Genomic DNA, 20,263 nt, shown 5'->3' with positions numbered 1-20,263 from the left:
CGTATTTTAGAAATTTACTCTGCCCATGACTCTCCTATATTTTAAGAATAAAATAGCTCATTAGTAGATCTGTTCTCATTCCTTGTTTGCTAAAACAAGTTTGCGATCAAAGAATCACGCAAGTGCAGCGTATAAAATTAGCTTGAAGATTCAAGGCTAATAATGCTAATTAGTTTGGAGATCAAAATTTTCATCTTGCTGACTTTATACTATGTTTGATAAAGAAATTTAAATTTCTTATGGCATAACGAAACGAATGCAGCCTCTGTTTTACATTTTGTAGAAAAGGTATTCTCCACATGAAAAATATCAAATTAATCTATTTTATCATTCTGCTGTCTCTAACATTACTTTGGTTACTTGCAGACCCCATACTATTTTCATCATATAAGTTTTTTCCGCTGAGAAAATCTATGCTCAGCTACACCGGTATTATGGCCATTGCTGTTATGAGTATTGGTATGATCTTGGCAATTCGCCCTGTTATTATTGAACCTATGCTTAGTGGGCTTGATAAAACTTATCGTTTACATAAATGGTTGGGCGTCACAGGGCTTATCTTTTCAGTTTTACATTATCTATGGGCAATGGTACCCAAATGGTTAGTTGGCTGGGGCTTAATGGCTAAGCCTGCTCGTCATAGATCAAATGAAGAAACGAACACCCTATTACTTTTCTTTAAAGAACAACATGGTCTTGCTGAATCAATAGGTGAATGGGCCTTTTATGCTCTGATATTATTTATTGTTTTAGCCTTGGTTAAATGGTTTCCGTATCGATACTTTTTCAAAACTCATCGATTTATCGCTGTTATTTATCTATTTTTAGTTTTTCATTCGATCATACTTATGAAAGTTGATTATTGGGATGAGGGCATAGCTTGGTTGACGGCATTATTAATGATTGGTGGAACCGTTGCTGCATTTCTCTCCTTGTTACGAAAAATTGGTGTTTCTAGACGTTCTGTGGGCAACATCGAAAATATAAACTATCACAGTGACAATCGAGTATTGGGTCTCAGTATTAACCTAGAAAATAGTTGGAGTGGGCATCAGGCCGGACAATTTGCCTTTGTTACCTTTGATAAAGCAGAAGGGCCTCATCCTTTTACTATATCATCAGCATGGAAGAACGACGCTCGGATTGAATTTCTTATCAAAGGCCTAGGTGACTATACAAAAACGCTACCGAGTATTTTAAAAGTAGGAGACAAGGTTGAAATTGAAGGGCCTTATGGGCAGTTTGATTTTAGTAACGGTAAACCTAGGCAAATTTGGGTTGCAGGAGGGATAGGTATTACGCCATTTATCGCCCGTATTGAGGCTTTAGCTGCAAAAAAAACTGATAAACAAACTAGTAAATGTATAGATTTGTTTTATTGCACCAACGAACCTGATGAATCTTTCATTAACGCACTCAAAAATTCTTCAGAGGTGGCAGGTGTAAAACTTCATGTTTTAGTCGCTAATAAAGACGGACTATTAAACACAGACCAAATATGCGACCAAATACCTGATTGGCAAGATTCAACTATTTGGTTTTGCGGACCAAAAGAGTTTGGCAAAAAATTGCGCGCAGGCTTCTTAAAGAAAGGGCTTATAAACGATGACTTTCATCAAGAGTTATTTGATATGAGATAGTGAAAATTTCACTATACGTTAATTGATGTTTAATCAAATCAGTTAAAAATTCAAGGATCAAATTGAGCCGTAAACGGGTAGGCGTTCATCACCTAATTCACTATCAATGGGCTCAGAGTCATTGGTAACGACTAACAGTAAACTAGGTTTAACGTTAACTTAACCTAGTTTAACCTATCTTAACTTAGAGGGATTAGTGAATAATTTGGCAAGACTACGCGTTTAGAAAATCATTAACGCTGACCCCATTAATCGACTAATATGGGCTAGGTTCTTCGGGATTCTGTTGAGTTTTAAAGCGTTTATGAAGCCATAAATATTGAGCAGGGTATTGACGAATAACCGACTCTAACCAAGTATTATAATTTTCAGCATCTTCTTCTTCACAACCTGTGTTAGGTAATGGCTCATAAAATTCTAATACGTATTGTTGGCTGTACCCTTTTCTATGATAACTATACGGAATAACTTTTGCCTTACCCGCTTTGGCTAAAAAAGTTAGACCCGTAATAGTGGCAGCTGTTCGTCCAAAAAAGGGTGAAAAGGTGCTGTGCTTTCTACCGTAATCTTGATCAGGGGCATACCACAATATTTCACCACGGCGCATACAGCTAATAAATCCTTTAACATTTTTTTTGTGATAAGCATTTTTAACAAAACGATAACGACCACGCATCATTACTGCATTCATCAATTTATTGTTTAAAGGTCGATAACTCACATTTAAATCGCAAACTAAGCTTGTTAATGCTCCGGCAAGATCGAGAATACTAAAATGTGCTCCCGCTAATAATATGCCTGTACCATTAGCATTTTCACGTTCAAGAATTTCTTGGCCACGAACTTCAATACGGGATTTAAATTTGTTTATATTGCGAAACCATGACGTACCACTGTCGAGATAACCTTGCATGTTTTCATGGAAAATAGCTCTTACTAAGGCACTTTTTTCTTCAGCACTTTTTTCACTGAAACAAATATCTACATTAACCTGAACAACATTTCGACGGCTTTTGGCTAGATGAAAAGCCAAAAAAGCAAAACCTCGACTAACTTGCCATTGCAACTTAAACGGTAAAAAACTGCATGTATATAAAAAGCTAATCAGGAACCAAGTTCCCCAATATTGTGGATGTAAGTATTCAAATTTAAGCAAATTTACATCTTCAGTTTGATTCAACTTGGTTTGACTTGTCATAATTTCTCTTAAGGGTTCGCCACTAAATAAACACCATACTAGTTGTACGATTGTCTTTTTTATTACTAGGAGTATATTTCTGCGTAGGCTAACAATAGCAGCGATTAAATACAATAAAATATATCAGCAACAATTATTCATATATGGTTATGGAAAGGCTAATAATTTCTCTACCAGCTGATACTCAATTTTAGCCTTTATAATAATATCCATTGATAGTTCCCATTGACAGCTATACCTAAGATACTGGAACGGGCGAGGTTTAATACTATTTTTTAGCTAGGAGTAAAAACTATAGTTCAAGACCAACGAGGCCAATAACAACTAGCCAAAAAGCGAAAAAAAGCTTGAGCTTGGTCGCTGACAAATGAGTGACTAGTGTTTTAGCTAAAATACCGCCGATTATCGCGCCAGGGCCGGCAAATAAGACCACTTGCCAATACACCTGAAAATTAACCAAAGTATAATGCCAAATACCTGTCCAGACAGTAATTGCTGAAACAATAACCGCAGCAGAGACCGCCAAGCTAATCTCAAAGCGGCGAAGAATTAAATATACCGCCAGTAATTCACCCACGCCCACAGACAACCACGCCGTGATGGCGCCACCACTTAAACCAATAACTGACAAGGCTAACCAATCAAACCATTTAATTTGGCTACGTTCGCGTTTGGGCTTAATAGCATAAACCGTTAAAATAATGGCGCAGCCTAATATTAACGAAAACCAGCTGAAGCTATGATGTAAAGAGGAGGGAGATGCAATACCAAAACTTTGAACGGCTCCAATGCCGACTATGGCGGCAATACTGGTGATCACAATAATGCGTTTAAAACCTTGCCATAAACGCAGATCCGTTTTTTCAGTTTGATAGTGATTCCACCATGTTATCGCGCCCGCGGTCATCCCAAAACACTGGATAGCAAAGCTAGTGGCAACTGATTGAGTATCAGTAAAGCCTAATTCTTTGAACATGGGAATAAAAACCACACCACCACCAGCGCCCGTTGCGTTGGCAAAAATAGCGCCTATTATTCCTAACAAGCTGAATAAGGCGTAATCCATTAATTCAGTTATTTTAGCTGGGGCGAGATAAAACCAAAGTAACCAGGCGCCGAAAAATAAACAGATAAATTTTGCATTGGATAAACGAATAGGATTATTCATCTAGATGACAGTTGACGAATTAAAGTCATTAAAGTTCACCAGCGATAAAAGTGATGGCTGGTGTCGATAAACCGCGATTAAATGCATAATTTTTGCCTAATATATGGCTATTCAGCCAAGCTTTTGAAGTTGCGGTGAGCGTTGAAATATTGAGGTCGTTGACGATTAAGCGGGTGTCACTTTTAGCGACTTTACTTAACATTTGTCGTGCCAACCCGTAAGGCTCTTGGTAATAAACACTAATGGCTTTAAGTATACTTAGGCTAAACAAAAACCAGGCAGCGTATAGATTTATGTCAGTAAATAGCACTAATGATATGCCAAACAGCGACAGAAAAATAGCTTTAAAATAAGCCGAAATTGCATGTTCGCAGGTCATAAGCTCACTAGAACATTCAGCGGCATGAGCTTTGTCTGAAGTAAACATAGTGGGACAAGAAAAGGGTGTAGTCATAATGCTCGCTAAAAACTAAAAACTAAAAACTAAAAACGCTAGTTTAGCGACTCCCTATTGCTGATGGTAGGTATTTTCAATAAATGAGTCACGAAAGTTCTTTCATCCAGTATCAATTTTTTTGTGCAAAGGCTATTACTTAGATATAGTCAAACATATCTTTACTGTGTCATATTTGGTGCCTTACTATTTGAAGTTCTGCTAATGGAAATTGCCATGAGTTATCGTTATGTTTTAGTCAGTCTACTGTTGAGTGTTTCTTTTTGTGCTCACGCCAAACCTGAACCGGCCCAAGTAGAGGTCTATCCAAAGAACTCTGCTGAAGTTACCCTGTTATCTGATGGTCAACGTTTACCTGCTATTTATTACGGTGCGCAGGGTAAGGGGCCTCATCCTACCATTATATTATTACATGGATATCCTGGGAATGAGAAAAATTTGGATGTTGCACAAGGCATGCGAGACGCTGGGTGGAATGTAATATTTTTCCATTATAGAGGCGCTTGGGGGGCAGAGGGTGATTTTTCATTTACTGGCTCGGAGCAAGATGTAACGGCGGTAACGAAATTCTTTCAACAAGCCAAAAATGCCAAGAAGTTTAAAATAGATCCTAATAAAATATCCTATATTGGGCACAGCATGGGTGGACACATGGCGGTTGCAGGCCTATTTGATAATCCTGAAGTTGCTTGTGGTGTGGTGTACGACGGGGCAAATATTGGCGTTACATTTAAAAGTGACGATGAAAAAGTTAAAAATATGTGGGCTGCGTATGCAGATTCGTTGTTTATGCTGCGTGGGTGGTCTGGTGAGGTTGCCACTAGAGAGTTAGTCGAGAAGGGGGAGCAATTAGATTTAATCACCAGAGCTCATGAAATTGGTATTCGTCCCATACTATTTATTCCCGCAGACAGTGACGTTATCCCAATTGCGGAGATAAATACTCTAGCTAACGCCATGCGTCAAGTCAAAGGTAATAATGTAAATTATAGGTTGATCAAAGACGATCATAGTTTTAATAATAACCGTTCAAAGCTTCTTAAAGTAACAGAAGAATTTTTAAATTCAAACTGTCGATAAATAAGCATAAATGTAAGTATTAATGTCAGCATCAATGGCTCTAACCCCATTGATGCAGTTCTCGTTTTATTCGGTTTTTACAACGTAAGTATAGCGTCCTCCCCCCTATCAATAATAAATAGATCCTATTAAAAATATAAATGTTTGATAAATTGTATCAAAACATGTAGATTTTATTTTCATCATAAATGAGATGTTAGCTTTCTCTATTAATAAGGATTCTGTATGAATAAAAATGCAGCCACAGCTTTTAAGCAGTTAGTAGAGACAGCTCCTATTCTATGTTACGTTGCAGATAAAAATTTAAAGTTCACCTATATCAATCCATTCTTTTCAAAAATTCATAATATATCTCAACAAGAAGCCGTTGAATTACACATATCAGAAGTTATTGGACTAGAAGGTTTTAATGGAAACTTGAAGCATTACAACCAAGTGTTGACGGGTGAAACGGTTAAATTTAATACCTCCTTCACTAAACTTGATGGTAACTCGCACTATTGCTACGCAATTTACGAGCCTTTGATGGAAAAGGGAGAGGTTGCAGGTTTCACCGGAGTGGTTATAGACACTACTGCTGAACATGAGCTAGATCGATTATCTAAAACTGATTTATTAACACAATTAAGTAATCGCAGGGAATTCGAATATGATATAGCTAACATATTAAAGAGCGATGTAACATTTAACTATGGGATGCTTATTTTGGACGTTGATTTTTTCAAAAAAATCAACGATAAACTAGGCCATGATATGGGCGATAACGCATTAATAAAGTTGGGTAACTTACTAGAAAAAATTATTGAATTTCCTAGTAAAGTTTTTCGGATCGGTGGCGAAGAATTTGTGATTCTCCTTTATGATCTCAAAGGAGCAGATGAACTTAGACGACAAGCTGATTATGTCTGTGGGAAAGTCGCCTCTTCAGTCGTTATTGAAGGGGAAAATATTACAGTAAGTATTGGTGCTATTTTATTTAAAGCGGGAGATGATCGTTCCCTCATACTTAAGAAGGCAGATATTGCGCTTTATGCGAGTAAAAACAATGGGCGAAACCAAGTGCATATTTCAAACTCAAGCTAACGCCCAACTTAAGTATCAATGGGGTCAAAGTCATTGATACTTGGCTACTAGTGAATTAGGTTTAACGCTAATTTAGTTCACATGGATTAGTGAATAATATAGCAAGACTTCCGCGTTTAAATTTACCTAATATTTCACCACATGTTGCTCAACGCGGCAGTAATCGTCAATTATGATTTTTCGCCGAACTTATTGTTCATTATTTCACCAGTACATTTCACCAAAAAATTTCTTAAAATACAAGACGCAACAAATAAGGCTTGGTGCTAGGTAGTGAACGATTTTAAGCTCAAATAGCACAACAAACAGGTAGAAAAGCATGTCCCTTAACTAGGGGGCTGATAAAAAATCATTTATATATCATGAAAGTAAATAAATAATTAATGAAAGTCATTAACTCTGACCCTATTGATATTGTTAACTCTGACCCCATTGATGATATTGATAGATTGATAGACAAGTCGATAACATAAAAACAACTGATTGATAATAGAACAAAATGGAGAGTTAATTACTATGGGAATAATACAATGATACAGATTAAAAATATTAAATCACAGCTAAGCTTAATTACATCAGCTATCGCTTTATCTGGTTTATCAGCAATGGCATTTACCCCGAGTGCTTTGGCAGAAGAGGCTAAGGTGGATGAAAACATAGAAACAATTAGTGTTGTTGGCTCAAGACGATTAGGGCGGAGTGTTGAAGATAGCCCTGTCCCCATCGACATTATAGACGCTGATGCAATTATGAATACGGGGCTTACTGAAACCAATCAAATTTTAGGAACATTACTCCCCAGCTTTAACTTTCCTCAACCTTCAATTACCGATGGTACCGACCATGTTCGACCTGCACAATTAAGAGGCTTGGCACCGGATCACACCTTAGTATTAATTAATGGTAAGCGTCGACACAGCAGTGCTTTATTAAATTTAAATGGTTCTTCTGGACGAGGTTCATCAGCTGTCGATATGAACGCCATTCCTGCTAATGCCATTGAGCGAATTGAAGTATTGCGTGATGGCGCTGCGGCTCAATATGGTTCAGATGCCATTGCTGGCGTCATTAATATTGTCCTTAAAAGTGCTAATAGTGGCGGCTCAGCATCGGTAACCTATGGTGCTAATGTCTCTACAATGGATGGAGTGCCCACTTTAAAGTCAGTGGGTGTTGGTGATGATGGTGACTTAGCGTTTGTTGAGGGTGGGGATCGCAAAGTCACTGATGGTCAAACATTAACATTAAGAGTTAACTCAGGTTTTGCGCTGGGTGAAGATGGTTTCGTCAATGTATCAGCAGAGCTTCGTAATCGCCATGCGGCCAATCGCGCTGATTATGACCAACGAGAAAATTACGCACGACTTGATGACGGTAGTCTAGACCCACGCGAATTAACAACGAATAGATATAATCACACCTACGGGAATGGCGAGGTGGACGACATCGCACTGTTTGTTAATAGTGGCTACTACCTTAACGAAAATGCTGAACTTTATGCCTTTGGCTCTTATAGCGGCCGAGAAGGTGAGGGAGGTGGATTTTATCGCCGCGCACAAGACAGTCGTAATATACAAAGTATTTACCCTGATGGTTTTTTACCGGTAATTACGTCAGATATTGCTGATTATTCTTTAGCTGCCGGAGTACGCGGTTATATCAATGATTATAATTATGATTTATCAGCAGTTTACGGTAAAGATGAGTTTCAATTTGGCGTCACTAATAGCTTAAATACCTCATTTGGTCCGTCGAGCCAGACTGAATTTGATGCCGGTACATTAACTTATGATCAACTGACATTAAATGCAGATTTTAGCAAAGAAGTCGATGTTGATATGTTTGACAGTAGCCTCAATGTTGCTTTTGGTTTTGAATATAGAAACGAGGGCTATCAAATTGAAGCCGGTGAAACGGCATCTTACGAACGTGGTACTTTTGGTAGTGGCGGTGCGGTAACTGATCCGATAAATGGTCCATTTGGCTCTGCGGGCTCACAAGTTTTCCCTGGATTTACACCCGCATCAGCAGGCGACAATAGCCGTCATAATGTCAGTGCCTATATTGATCTAGAAGCTGATATTACTGAAATATGGAATTTAACAGTAGCGACACGTTATGAAGATTATTCTGATTTTGGCTCTACGGTGAGTGGTAAAGTTGCTAATAGGATCTCATTAACTGATGAGTTTGCACTGCGCTTTTCGGCTTCAACAGGTTTTAGAGCCCCTTCTTTACAGCAACAACATTTTACCTCTATTTCCACAGTTTTCGTTGATGCTGTACCAACAGAAACAGGTACATTTTCGCCAAACAGTAATGTGGCTAAGGCGCTAGGTTCTCCGGGCTTAGACGCTGAAGATGCCATGAGTATTGGCGGCGGCTTTACTTGGACACCATTGGCTGAATTTAGCTTGTCGGTAGACTATTACCGCATTGATATTGACAATCGCATTGTCTTATCAAACAATTTATCAGGCCCTGAAGTAGAGACTTTATTAGCAGGTAGTGGTGCCAACCGTGCACGATTTTTCTTAAATGCTATCGATAGTACAACTAAAGGTGTTGATGTAGTTGCAACCTATTCTATGGATATGGCAGAGAGGGGTAATTTATTACTTAATGCCGGTTTTAACTACAATAAAAATGAAGTAACTCATGTTATCGATCCACCAACGGTATTACAAAATGCAGGATTTGATCAGGATAATTTATTTTCTGGTAATGAATTGCGTCGATTTGAAGTTGGCTCACCAAAAAGTAAATTGAACCTTAGTGCAACCTGGAATAAAGATAGTTGGTATGCCACGCTAAGAACGACACGTTATGGTGAAACACAAGACCCATCTGACAACCCTGCTCGCAATGAAGTGTTACCTGAAAAGTGGGTGACTGATCTTGATGTGAGTTACGCGTTAACAGAAAGCGTTAAGTTTACTTTAGGGGCGAATAATATTTTTGATGTTTACCCTGATACAACGCGCGAGTTGGTTGAAGATGTAACCACCTTTTCTCGATTGTTCTCTTACTCTAGCTTTTCGCCTTTCGGTTTTACCGGACGATATGTTTATGGAAAAATTAGTGTAACTTTTTAGCGGTAATCTAAAAGCTTGAGTGGTATTCGCTGCTCAAGCTTTTTCTTTACATTGATATAATTAACAAGTATTAATGGCATAAGCGTCTAAGGGAGGTTGACGAATTTTGAGCCATATTTTTAGCTTGTTAATTAACGAATTCAATTTATTCTTCATTACTTCCCAATGCTTTTTAATAACCTTACCGACTTACCTCAATTATTAACGGGGTTAGCTATCAATGGAGTCATTTATGTTGTTGATTTTTCATTGATACTGGACCCAACTGAGGGGTAGGAAAGTCTAGATCCTAGGATAATTATTTTGAGTAAAAAAATTGTTATTGCTGGTGCTGGTATTGGTGGTTTGTGCGCCGCGTTAGCATTGGCTAAAAACAAATTTGAGGTGACTGTTTACGAACGAAACTCTCAACTGGGCGAAGTAGGCGCTGGCATACAGCTTAGCCCTAATGCCATGCATGTATTACAAACACTTGGTATAGCAGACGAAGTTAAAGCCAAGGCTTTTAGTCCAGATGCAGCAGTGATGCGTCATTATAAAACGGGCAAACCATACTTTACTGTGCCTTTGGGGGATAACGCCAGACAAAAATATGGTGCGGATTACCTGCATGTTCACCGTGCTGATTTACATACGGCGCTGTATAATGCCTGTGTAAATATGAAGGTAACTATTCACTTAGGTAAAACTATTCAAAGTTACCAGCAAACCCAGCAAAATCTAACCATTGAATTTGACAACAATGACAGTATCGAAGCTGACTTGTTAATCGGTGCAGATGGTATCAAGTCAAATATCCAAGCATGTATGTTAGGCAAAAAACCAGCTGAATTTACTGGACAAGTCGCTTGGCGTGGTGTGGTCGAAGCAAGTAAACTCCCCAAAGGATTAATTAAACCCAATGCCAACCTATGGGTAGGACCGGGCAAACATTTCGTTAGCTATTATCTGCGTGGCGGCGACTTAATCAATTTTGTTGCCGTGCAAGAACGTAAAGATTGGCAAAAAGAATCGTGGAATGAGCCCGGTAATATCAATGAATTGCGCGAGACTTTTAGTGATTGGCATCCTGAAATAAGAAAATTATTAAGTGCAACAGAGCAGTGTTTTTTATGGGCTTTGTTCGACAGAAAGCCCCTTGAACTATGGTCAGATCGAAAGGTCACACTTTTAGGTGATGCATGCCATCCCATGTTGCCATTTTTAGCTCAAGGTGCAGCGATGGCCATTGAGGATAGCTATGCCTTGGCATATTGTTTATCTCGTGATGCCAATAGTGAAAACGCGTTGCAAAGTTATCAAAATATACGTTTACCACGCACCCGTAACATTCAACTTAATGCCCGTAAAAATGCCGCCTTGTATCATATGAGTTCGCCAATGGAACAGGCCAAATTAGCGCTTGTTTCAGGATTATCCCGTATTGGCCTTAGCGATAGAATCGCAGCGAACAAGCTCGACTCTATCTATGCCTATAATATCGTTGAGCAGTTATCAAGGGAGTCAGTATCAATGGGTTCAGAGTCATAGATAACTGATAGAGTGTTAATAAAATCAATGTCGTTAGCGTGCTACAATAAATACATAATAAAATCGAGTAACTTAACTGACTCGTACGTTCCAAAGAAGAGAGTTATGCTTTAAGTCGTATATTTGTCATAGGCTTTTTAATCTTATGATTAACTGGCGCGCTTAACGTTATTATTAGTTTATATTAGTTTATTAATTTAAGGGATCTGCACAATGAATAAACTCACTCAAGTTGTTTTCACAAGTTTTATCTTGTTAACGGGTTGTGCCGGAAAAGCACCAAACCTAGGTATTGAGAATGGGCAATTAACCCAATGTCCAGATAAACCTAATTGTGTTAGTAGCTTTTCAAATAATGAAAAGCACTATATCAAGCCCATTATTATTAAGGACAAGAGGTTAGAAATCAAAAACGATATTGTGAACATTGTTAATGAATTAAAAAATTCAAAGGTCACAGTGGCCGAAAATAACTATGTTAGGGCTGAGTTTACGTCTAAAATGTTTGGCTTTGTTGATGATGTAGAATTTTATTTCCCAGAAACACAGTCTAAAGATACCAGCATACATGTTCGCTCAGGCTCTAGAGTGGGTTATTCAGACTTTAACGTTAATCGAGAGCGTATTGAAACAATTCGACTTAAATTTAAAACACTTAATATCAGCGGGTCTGATTCAATGTAATATCAATGGGATCAGAATATCAATGGGGTCATAGTCATAGATTCAGACTCCCATTGATTGCAAAATTTTTCAGTATTTGGCTCTCAATAGCATGTTTTTACAGCAGCTAGCCTTATTTTTTTTTTCTTATTTGATTAGCACATTCGGCTAAAACAATCGCGCCAGCGGTTGAAACATTGAGTGAGTTACCCATACCAAACATGGGAATGTGTATTTGTTGATGACTTAGTTTTAATGCGGCTTCACTCACGCCTTTACGTTCATTACCTAAAACTAATACGCACTTAGCAGGGTAAGTCACATCAGTATAATCAACTGACTCATGGCATAGTTCAACACTATAAACTGAATAACCCTCATCCAATAAAGTTTGTAAACTTGAGGTGGTATTATCGCTATATTCAACGCAAACCCATTTAGCTTCATTTCTAGAGGCTTTTTTCATCTTTTTATCTGAAATAGTGAGCGCGCCACAAACAATAACCTTGTCGATAGCAAAAGCATCAGCCAAGCGAATAAAAGCACCGATGTTGTAGCTATTAGTGACATTGTCTAGTACCACGACCAAAGGAATTTTTGGCTTGGTTAAGTATTCATCTCGAGTTGGCTTGCTTATTCTAAGGTCTTCTTTGCTAAGTTGTATTTTTGAATGCATTATTTCTACTCTGATTACTTACTATGACGACTTATTATGACTAAGTGCTGATGCTTTTCTCCCCCTACGGCCCCTATTTCTTAGCATATAGCTGGGCCGAGGATTGTGCGACTTTATCTAGCGAAGATCAAATGAATGTTTATAAGCCATTAAACCAATTTACTTCAAGCAGAAAAAAATTAACCAGACATCCATTGTTAATTGAAAAATATCAAGGCCTCTACTAGGATTTATTCACCAGTCAAAGTAAAAGGATTTTCTTCGTTAATTATTATTTCCAACTTTTAGACCACTGCTCCCCAAAAGGGCTCCAACATAAATAACAAATGGATATTATTATTATGAAAAAATTATTAGTTAGTGTGGCGCTATTATCTATGTCTAGTCTTTCTGCCTTAGCAGTGGAAAACATCAATGATACAGTGATATACGATGTCAAACGTGGTTTTGCAGAAACATTTTCTGTCTCTCAGTTCGAGCAGTTAGGTAAGTTTAGAGTGGTGTTAAAACCCATTAGAGGATCAGATTTTGACCGTGATAAACTTGTTTTAAAAGGTATTAGTAAAGGATTTTTGAATGCTGATTTTACCATAAATCATACTTTTGTTAACAAAGAGCGCACGGGTGTCTTATATACAGAAAATGACACGATCACTATGGTTTATACTGGTGATCCAACTTGTGAAAACGGGGCAGGTAACATACCTTTTGAGGTTGAAGAAACATTATATATCGTCGCTGGCACGGGCATTTATGCGGGTGTTGAACCCGGTGGTTTTATTGTGTTGAAGGGAGTAATAAACAACTGCCCATCTCTAGCTGAATTTGGTCAAAATAATTTTGAGGTAGTAGGTGGCTCTGTAACAATCACTCAGTAAGGTTTAAACGCTTGATTATACAAAGGGAAATACTCAGTATTTGAAGTGCATAATGACTAAGCAGCCATTGCTAACTCTAAAGTCAGCTATTAATTTGGCTGACTTTAGTCATTTAATTTCTTGCCAAATTTTGAGCTTTGCTATCGAGGTTATTATCTATAGAGGTAGTATCAATAGGGTCAGCGTTTTTGATAGGATTTTAATCATTACCTGTCCCGTCCTGAAATATGTTTAACATTTAGAACCTTATTAATAAAAGTATCCAACAGACTCATCAGTAAATGCACACAAGGTGATTATACTTAGCTTTTAAATTAACTTTTAAATTAACTTTTAAATTAGCAGCTAATTACTATCTTTAAGTTAACATTTTCATTGGTGGGCTTTTATTTCATCCTAATAGTTAAAAATTTTATCCACTTAAAGCTTTGTAGTTATGCTGTTGCTATAAAACTTAGCCGGGTGTCCAATTATTTTCTAGTGGTTTCTCTAACACCAACTTTCTGTAAAATGCATTGATAGCTAGCGCAATATACGGCAATATCATGCGATAAATAATTACTAAGAGAGCCTGATATGCCTGGATTGTTACCCAATATTGACCCTGATGGATTATTAGAATATTCCGTTGTTTACACCGATCGTTCCTTGAACCATATGTCTGGTTCATTCCAGCAGGTCATGCAAGATATTTCTGCCGATCTAAAATCCGTTTACCACGCCCATAGCGCTATTGTCGTTCCCGGTAGTGGCACCTTTGGTATGGAAGCCGTTGCTCGTCAATTTGCGCGTAACAAAAAAGTCTTGGTCGTTCGTAATGGCTGGTTTAGTTATCGCTGGAGCCAAATTTTTGAAATGGGCGATATCCCTAGCAGCGAAACCGTATTAAAAGCGCAACAAACCCGTGATGACGCCCAAGCACCATTTGCTCCGCCACCGATAGCCGAGGTAGTGGCCACTATTTTAGCTGAATCACCTGATGTCGTGTTTGCGCCACATGTAGAAACCTCTGCCGGTATCATGTTACCTGATGACTATATTCAAGCGATGGCAAAAGCTGTGCACCAAGTGGGTGGTATTATGGTGCTTGATTGTATTGCGTCAGGCACTATCTGGGTAGACATGCAAGCAACCGGTGTTGACGTCTTGATTAGTGCGCCACAAAAAGGTTGGAGTGCCTCACCCTGCTGTGGTTTAGTTATGCTCAGCGAACTGGCGCGCCAAGAGATAGAGTCAACCACCAGTGACAGTTTTGCTTGTGATCTGAAAAAATGGTTACAAATCATGGAAACTTATGAAAATGGAGGTCATGCCTATCACGCGACTATGCCAACGGATAGCTTGACGCGTTTTAGAGATATTATGCAAGAAACCAAAAGCTATGGTTTTGCCAAAGTATGCCAAGAACAACTTGATTTAGGTCAACGGGTTCGCGCATTACTGACCCAACATGGCATTAACAGTGTCGCGGCTGAAGGCTTTACCGCACCGGGTGTGATCGTAAGCTTTACCAGTGATGATGAATTTCAAAACGGTAAGAAATTTGCCGCTGTTGGCTTACAGATTGCCGCTGGCGTGCCATTACAAGTAGGTGAGCGTGCTGATTTTAAAACTTTCCGTATTGGCTTGTTTGGTTTAGAAAAACTGCATAATATTGACCGAACTGTTGCGCAACTAGAACAAGCGTTGACACGTCTCTTGTAGACATATCTTGTAGTATGAACTTTGGGCGCTTGTCATGTATTTATCCATGGTATTGATGGCAAGTCGTCCAGCATTTTGGTATTAACCTTGAGCGAAATTAGTCAGAAAAATCAACTAACTCAATTTTACTTACTTAGATATTTATCGTTAATATTAGCAAGATGACAGCTTTTTAGTTAACAAATTATCTGTTATTAATTGAATTAACTAAGCGTTATATGCGGGAGATAAAATAGGGCATATTGGCCACAAGTAAAACACTATAGTGTTTAAGTATCAGTTCAGACCCATCCCCAACTTCTAGCAAGCTGCTTTATCCCCATTGATCATCCAGGCTTGTTCTTAAATTTTGAGCTGTAAGTGATGACGAAACCTAGCTATTGCGAAAAATGTTCAGCTTAACCATTTAAGTTTAGTGATATCAGTTAAGGCCATTATGTTCAATCGTCAATATTTGAATTATTTTTTGGGTAAAGTAATAAATCTCACTATTATATGATATGCCTAATTTATCCACGAGTGATTCCCCAAACGCTGTTTAGTTAGGCTTTTTATTGAGTAATAACCGCACAATTTTTTTGAACCATCTATGAGTTTATTCCCAGCTTTATTTTTTAATGTTTCTTAGCTGAGGTTTCTTCGTTAATTAGCTGTTAAATCTTTATTGATTGTGCTTACTGTTAATATACAGAGTTGACTGCTGTGATTATTTAGCGTAATTTCGACTTAGATGAATCAATCGGAAAAGTCGGATTATTCGGAAAAGTCGGAATACCCTTAAAGTTTAGAGCCACTATTAATCTCCTTAAATGACGGAGTTGAAACTAAAATACTGCCAATTAATCCAGGTTAGTCGTTCACAACATACACGACACCATGGTGGTTAGGATCAGATTTATTGAAAAATTGGTATACATCAGTGATTACTGTCGCTTTAATTGGGACAACATTGAAGCTTTTAGGCTGAATTTAATCATGTGTATTTCCTCTTGAATTCAGAGAATGTTTTACTAAAATATAAAGATGATTAGGACCATTTACCTTGGAAAATATGGATAAACAGCGTAATCAAGACAAAGTGAAAGAAGAACAAGCCAGTGAATTAGTCCTCGCTAACAAAGTACTAGCCTCGCAAAATAAAGAGAAAGATAAGCGTATCGATGAGTTAGTGTTAGCTAATCAAGAAAAAGATAAGCTTGTCTATGAATTAGTGCGAGCTAATCAAGAGAAAGATAAGCGCGCGGATGAATTAGTGCTAGCTAATCAAGAGAAAGATAAGCGCGCCGATGAATTAGTGCTAGCTAATCAAGAGAAAGATAAGCGCGCGGATGAATTAGTGCGAGCTAATCAAGAGAAAGATAAACGTGCGGATGAATTAGTGCGAGCTAATCAAGAGAAAGATAAGCGTGCGGATGAATTAGTGCTAGCTAATCAAGAGAAAGGTAAGCGCGCGGATGAATTAGTGCTAGCTAATCAAGAGAAAGATAAGCGCGCCGATGAATTATTGTTAGCTAATCAAGAGAAAGATAAGCGCGCCGATGAATTAGCGTTAGCTAATCAAGAGAAAGATAAGCGCGCGGATGAATTAGTGCTAGCTAATCAAGAGAAAGATAAACGTGCCGATGAATTAGTGTTAGCTAATCAAGAGAAAGATAAGCGCGCCAATGAATTAATTTTAGTCAATGAAGAGCTTGATTTTTTACGGGGACTTTTTAAAAAATAGCACTGTTGTATTTAGAGTTTAAATTTACCTTCTCATTTAATTGATTGTTTACTAAAAATAACTAGGACTATTTATGTTTAAAGATAATGATCAAAAACATAATCGACACCAAGCGAAAGAAAAAAAAGCCAATGAATTAGTCCTCGCTAACAAAGAACTAGCCTTTCAAAATGAAGAGAAAGATAAACGGGCCGAAGAGTTAATTCTTGCCAACCAAGAGAAAGAAAAACGCGCAGAAGAGTTAACGCTTGCCAACACAGAACTGGCCTTTCAAAATGAAGAGAAAGACAGATGGGCCGAAGAATTAATTTTAGCTAACCAAGATAAAGACAAGCGGGCTGAAGAATTAATTCTTGCCAATAAAGAGAAAGACAAGCGAGCCGAAGAGCTAATTTTTGCCAATAAAGAGAAAGACAAGCGGGCCGAAGAGCTGCTTCTAGCCAATCAAGAGAAAGACAAACGGGCTGAAGAACTGCTTCTAGCCAATCAAGAAAAAGACAAGCGGGCCGAAGAGCTGCTTCTAGCCAACCAAGAGAAAGATAAACGGGCCGATGAATTAACGCTTGCCAACCAAGAGAAAGAAAAACGAGCGGATGAATTAGTGCTTGCCAACACAGAACTGGCCTTTCAAAATCAAGAAAAAGAAAAACGTGCTGATGAATTGATTCTCGCCAATGCAGAGCTAGCCTTTCAAAATAAAGAAAAAGACAAGCGGGCCGAAGAGCTCATCCTTGCCAAAGAAGAAAAAGAACAACGCGCCGATGAATTAGTCCTCGCCAACAAAGAACTAGCTTTTCAAAACGTAGAGAAAGACAAACGGGCCGAAGAGCTCATCCTTGCTAAAGAAGAAAAAGAACAACGCGCCGATGAATTAATTCTGGCCAACAAAGAACTAGCTTTTCAAAACGAAGAGAAAGACAAGCGGGCCGAAGAGCTCATCCTTGCCAAAGAAGAAAAAGAACAACGCGCCGATGAATTAATTCTCGCCAACAAAGAGCTAGCCTTTCAAAATAAAGAAAAAGACAAGCGGGCTGAGGAGCTAATTCTTGCCAAAGAAGAAAAAGAACAACGCGCCGATGAATTAGTCCTCGCCAACGCAGAGCTAGCCTTTCAAAACGAAGAGAAAGACAAGCGGGCTGAAGAGCTGATTCTTGCTAAAGAAGAAAAAGAACAACGCGCCGATGAATTAATTCTCGCCAACGCAGAGCTAGCTTTTCAAAATGAAGAGAAAGATAAGCGGGCCGAAGAGTTGATTCTTGCTAAAGAAGAAAAAGAACAACGCGCCGATGAATTAATTCTCGCCAACGCAGAGCTAGCCTTTCAAAATGAAGAGAAAGACAAGCGGGCTGAAGAGCTGATTCTTGCTAAAGAAGAAAAAGAACAACGCGCCGATGAATTAATTCTCGCCAACGCAGAGCTAGCCTTTCAAAACGAAGAGAAAGACAAGCGGGCTGAAGAGCTGATTCTTGCTAAAGAAGAAAAAGAACAACGCGCGGATGAATTAATTCTCGCCAACGCAGAGCTAGCCTTTCAAAATGAAGAGAAAGACAAGCGAGCCGAAGAGCTCATTCTTGCCAACACAGAATTAGCCTTTCAAAATGAAGAGAAAGACAAACGGGCTGCAGAGTTAATTGTTGCCAACCAAGAGAAAGAAAAACGCGCCAATGAATTAGTCCTCGCTAATCAAGAACTAGCCTTTCAAAACGAAGAAGAAGATAAGCGTGCAGATGAGTTAGTTATTGCCAATGAAGAGAAAGATAAACGGGCCGAGGAGTTAATTCTTGCCAACGAAGAAAAAGAAAAGCGAGCCAATGAATTAGTCCTTGTTCACGAAGAGAAAGATAAGTGGGAACACGAGTTAATTCTGGCTAACAAAGAACTAGCCTTTCAAATAAAGTTAGACAGTTATCGTTCTGAAAGGGAACGTGTAGCTCAGGAATTAACCATATTTATGGATACCGCCAATGCCCCTATTTTTGGTGTTGATGCTCAAGGTAATGTCAACCAATGGAATCAAAAGTCAGCGGCTATTACTGGCTACCAAGCCGATGAAGTACTGGGTAAAAACCTAGTAAAAGAATTGATCACAAAAGATTATCGTGAGTCAGTAAACCAAGTATTACAAAAAGCCTTAAAAGGCGTGGAAACCTCTAATTTCGAGTTGCCACTTTATACAAAAGAGAATAATCCGGTCTTGGTGCTACTCAATGCCACCACCCGACGTAATGCGAATGGGGAAGCTGTTGGCGTCGTTGGGGTAGGTCAAGATATTACTGAACTTGATAGTTATCGTTCTGGAATGGAAAAAAAAGTAAAAGAGCGTACGCGTGAATTAGATACCATATTAACGTTAAGTCCAGATGGATTTGTTTTAGAAAATGCCAACAATAATATTGTTTATATTAACCCCGCCTTATTAAACATGACCGGGTTTACAGAAGATAAGTTTATTGGTAAAAGTGCTAAAATTTTTAGTGACGCAATGGCAAGTTTATATAATTCAGAACTAATGGAATATACCAATATTATTGGCAACGAAGATTGTGAACATACCATTTATCTCTCACGTCCGACGGTACGCATTATTAACTGTAAGCAAAGAACAATGCATGGCTTGACGGGTGAAAAAGAAGGCCAAGTCCTGTATTTCAGGGACGTAACCCATGAAACAGAAGTTGATAAGATGAAAAGTGATTTTTTATCAACAGCGGCTCATGAACTACGCACACCACTAGCCAGTATCTATGGGTTTTCTGAATTATTAATGAATCGTGATTATGATAAAAAAATGTCACATGAAATTTTTGAAACTATTCACCGTCAGTCATTAAATCTAAAGAAGTTATTAGATGAACTACTTGATTTATCACGTATAGAGGCAAGAGCTGGAAAAGATTTTTATATGGATAATCATTCGCTTAAAGAACTTGTAGAGCAGTCATGCGTTGAAGCGGAAGGTGCATTTAAGGGCCGTAAAGTTAAGGTCAAGTCAACCGGAAGTTGGCCGGTAATTTCTTGCGATATTGATAAAATGCGTCAGGTATTTAATAACTTGTTAAGTAACAGCTTTAAATATTCTCCTAAAAATGAAAAAGTACTATTAAAAACAAGCGAAAGAGAAAAAAACGGCATTAGGCAGTTTGGTGTTAGCATTATCGATAACGGTATAGGCATGACACCTAAACAACTTTCTCGCATTGGAGAGCGGTTTTATCGAGCAGACGACTCGGGTGCAACACCAGGTACCGGTTTAGGTGTGTCATTGGTTAAAGAAATTGTCTCGATTCATGCGGGAGAGGTTGAATTTGCAAGTGATAACGAAAAAGGAATGGTGGTAACCGTGTGGTTACCCATGGTTAAAAATTAATAGC

Annotated in this window: 14 protein-coding genes; 10 read left to right on the top strand and 4 right to left on the bottom strand. The window is 38.4% G+C overall.

Annotated elements, in window-relative coordinates:
* Positions 1–299: 299 nt before the first annotated feature.
* Positions 300–1,640 (top strand): ferric reductase-like transmembrane domain-containing protein, encoded by a 1,341-nt coding sequence (locus tag H4J59_RS01010; protein WP_182236023.1) that lies wholly within the window; start codon positions 300–302, stop codon positions 1,638–1,640.
* Between the two features lie 256 nt (positions 1,641–1,896).
* On the opposite strand, the gene H4J59_RS01005 is transcribed toward H4J59_RS01010, so the two are convergent.
* From H4J59_RS01005 to H4J59_RS00995, 3 genes are all read right to left on the bottom strand, one after another.
* Positions 1,897–2,838 carry a lipid A biosynthesis acyltransferase gene (locus H4J59_RS01005; RefSeq protein ID WP_182236021.1) on the bottom strand — a complete coding sequence of 314 codons (942 nt, stop codon included), beginning with the start codon at positions 2,836–2,838 and terminating at the stop codon, positions 1,897–1,899.
* A gap of 292 nt (positions 2,839–3,130) precedes the next feature.
* On the bottom strand, positions 3,131–4,006 hold the full coding sequence (locus tag H4J59_RS01000; RefSeq protein ID WP_182236019.1) for a sulfite exporter TauE/SafE family protein: 876 nt from the start codon (positions 4,004–4,006) through the stop codon (positions 3,131–3,133).
* A gap of 28 nt (positions 4,007–4,034) precedes the next feature.
* The gene (locus tag H4J59_RS00995) at positions 4,035–4,460 is read right to left on the bottom strand and encodes a hypothetical protein (protein ID WP_182236018.1); all 426 of its coding nucleotides are present in this window, start codon (positions 4,458–4,460) and stop codon (positions 4,035–4,037) included.
* Between the two features lie 216 nt (positions 4,461–4,676).
* Here H4J59_RS00995 and H4J59_RS00990 point away from each other — a divergent pair, with 216 nt between their 5' ends.
* From H4J59_RS00990 to H4J59_RS00970, 5 genes are all read left to right on the top strand, one after another.
* Complete coding sequence (locus H4J59_RS00990) at positions 4,677–5,540, top strand: S9 family peptidase (RefSeq protein ID WP_182236016.1); 864 nt, start codon at positions 4,677–4,679, stop codon at positions 5,538–5,540.
* A gap of 225 nt (positions 5,541–5,765) precedes the next feature.
* A complete protein-coding gene (locus tag H4J59_RS00985) occupies positions 5,766–6,623 on the top strand; it encodes a sensor domain-containing diguanylate cyclase (protein WP_182236014.1) in 858 nt (285 codons plus the stop codon).
* Positions 6,624–7,153: 530 nt separating this feature from the next.
* A complete protein-coding gene (locus H4J59_RS00980) occupies positions 7,154–9,718 on the top strand; it encodes a TonB-dependent siderophore receptor (RefSeq protein ID WP_182236012.1) in 2,565 nt (854 codons plus the stop codon).
* A gap of 303 nt (positions 9,719–10,021) precedes the next feature.
* On the top strand, positions 10,022–11,248 hold the full coding sequence (locus tag H4J59_RS00975) for an FAD-dependent monooxygenase (RefSeq protein WP_182236010.1): 1,227 nt from the start codon (positions 10,022–10,024) through the stop codon (positions 11,246–11,248).
* A gap of 213 nt (positions 11,249–11,461) precedes the next feature.
* Positions 11,462–11,932, top strand: coding sequence for a DUF1499 domain-containing protein (locus H4J59_RS00970; protein WP_182236008.1), 471 nt, complete (start codon positions 11,462–11,464; stop codon positions 11,930–11,932).
* A gap of 112 nt (positions 11,933–12,044) precedes the next feature.
* Here the strand turns inward: H4J59_RS00970 and H4J59_RS00965 are convergent, their stop codons facing one another.
* Positions 12,045–12,587, bottom strand: coding sequence for a TrmH family RNA methyltransferase (locus tag H4J59_RS00965; RefSeq protein WP_182236006.1), 543 nt, complete (start codon positions 12,585–12,587; stop codon positions 12,045–12,047).
* A gap of 341 nt (positions 12,588–12,928) precedes the next feature.
* Here H4J59_RS00965 and H4J59_RS00960 point away from each other — a divergent pair, with 341 nt between their 5' ends.
* The 4 genes from H4J59_RS00960 to H4J59_RS00945 all read left to right on the top strand — a co-directional run bounded on the left by H4J59_RS00960 (position 12,929) and on the right by H4J59_RS00945 (position 20,259).
* Complete coding sequence (locus tag H4J59_RS00960) at positions 12,929–13,465, top strand: hypothetical protein (RefSeq protein ID WP_182236004.1); 537 nt, start codon at positions 12,929–12,931, stop codon at positions 13,463–13,465.
* 576 nt (positions 13,466–14,041) lie between these two features.
* Positions 14,042–15,169, top strand: a complete 1,128-nt coding sequence (locus H4J59_RS00955; RefSeq protein WP_182236003.1) for an aminotransferase class V-fold PLP-dependent enzyme — start codon at positions 14,042–14,044, stop codon at positions 15,167–15,169.
* 1,051 nt (positions 15,170–16,220) lie between these two features.
* Positions 16,221–16,892, top strand: a complete 672-nt coding sequence (locus H4J59_RS00950) for a hypothetical protein (RefSeq protein WP_182236001.1) — start codon at positions 16,221–16,223, stop codon at positions 16,890–16,892.
* A 73-nt stretch (positions 16,893–16,965) separates the two neighbouring features.
* Positions 16,966–20,259, top strand: coding sequence for a PAS domain S-box protein (locus tag H4J59_RS00945; RefSeq protein WP_182235999.1), 3,294 nt, complete (start codon positions 16,966–16,968; stop codon positions 20,257–20,259).
* Positions 20,260–20,263 lie beyond the last annotated feature (4 nt).

Origin of the sequence: Colwellia sp. MB02u-10 (genome assembly GCF_014077185.1) — a bacterium.
In the GTDB taxonomy this organism is placed as follows: Bacteria; Pseudomonadota; Gammaproteobacteria; order Enterobacterales; family Alteromonadaceae; genus Cognaticolwellia.
This window is presented reverse-complemented; position numbering and strand designations above follow the sequence as displayed.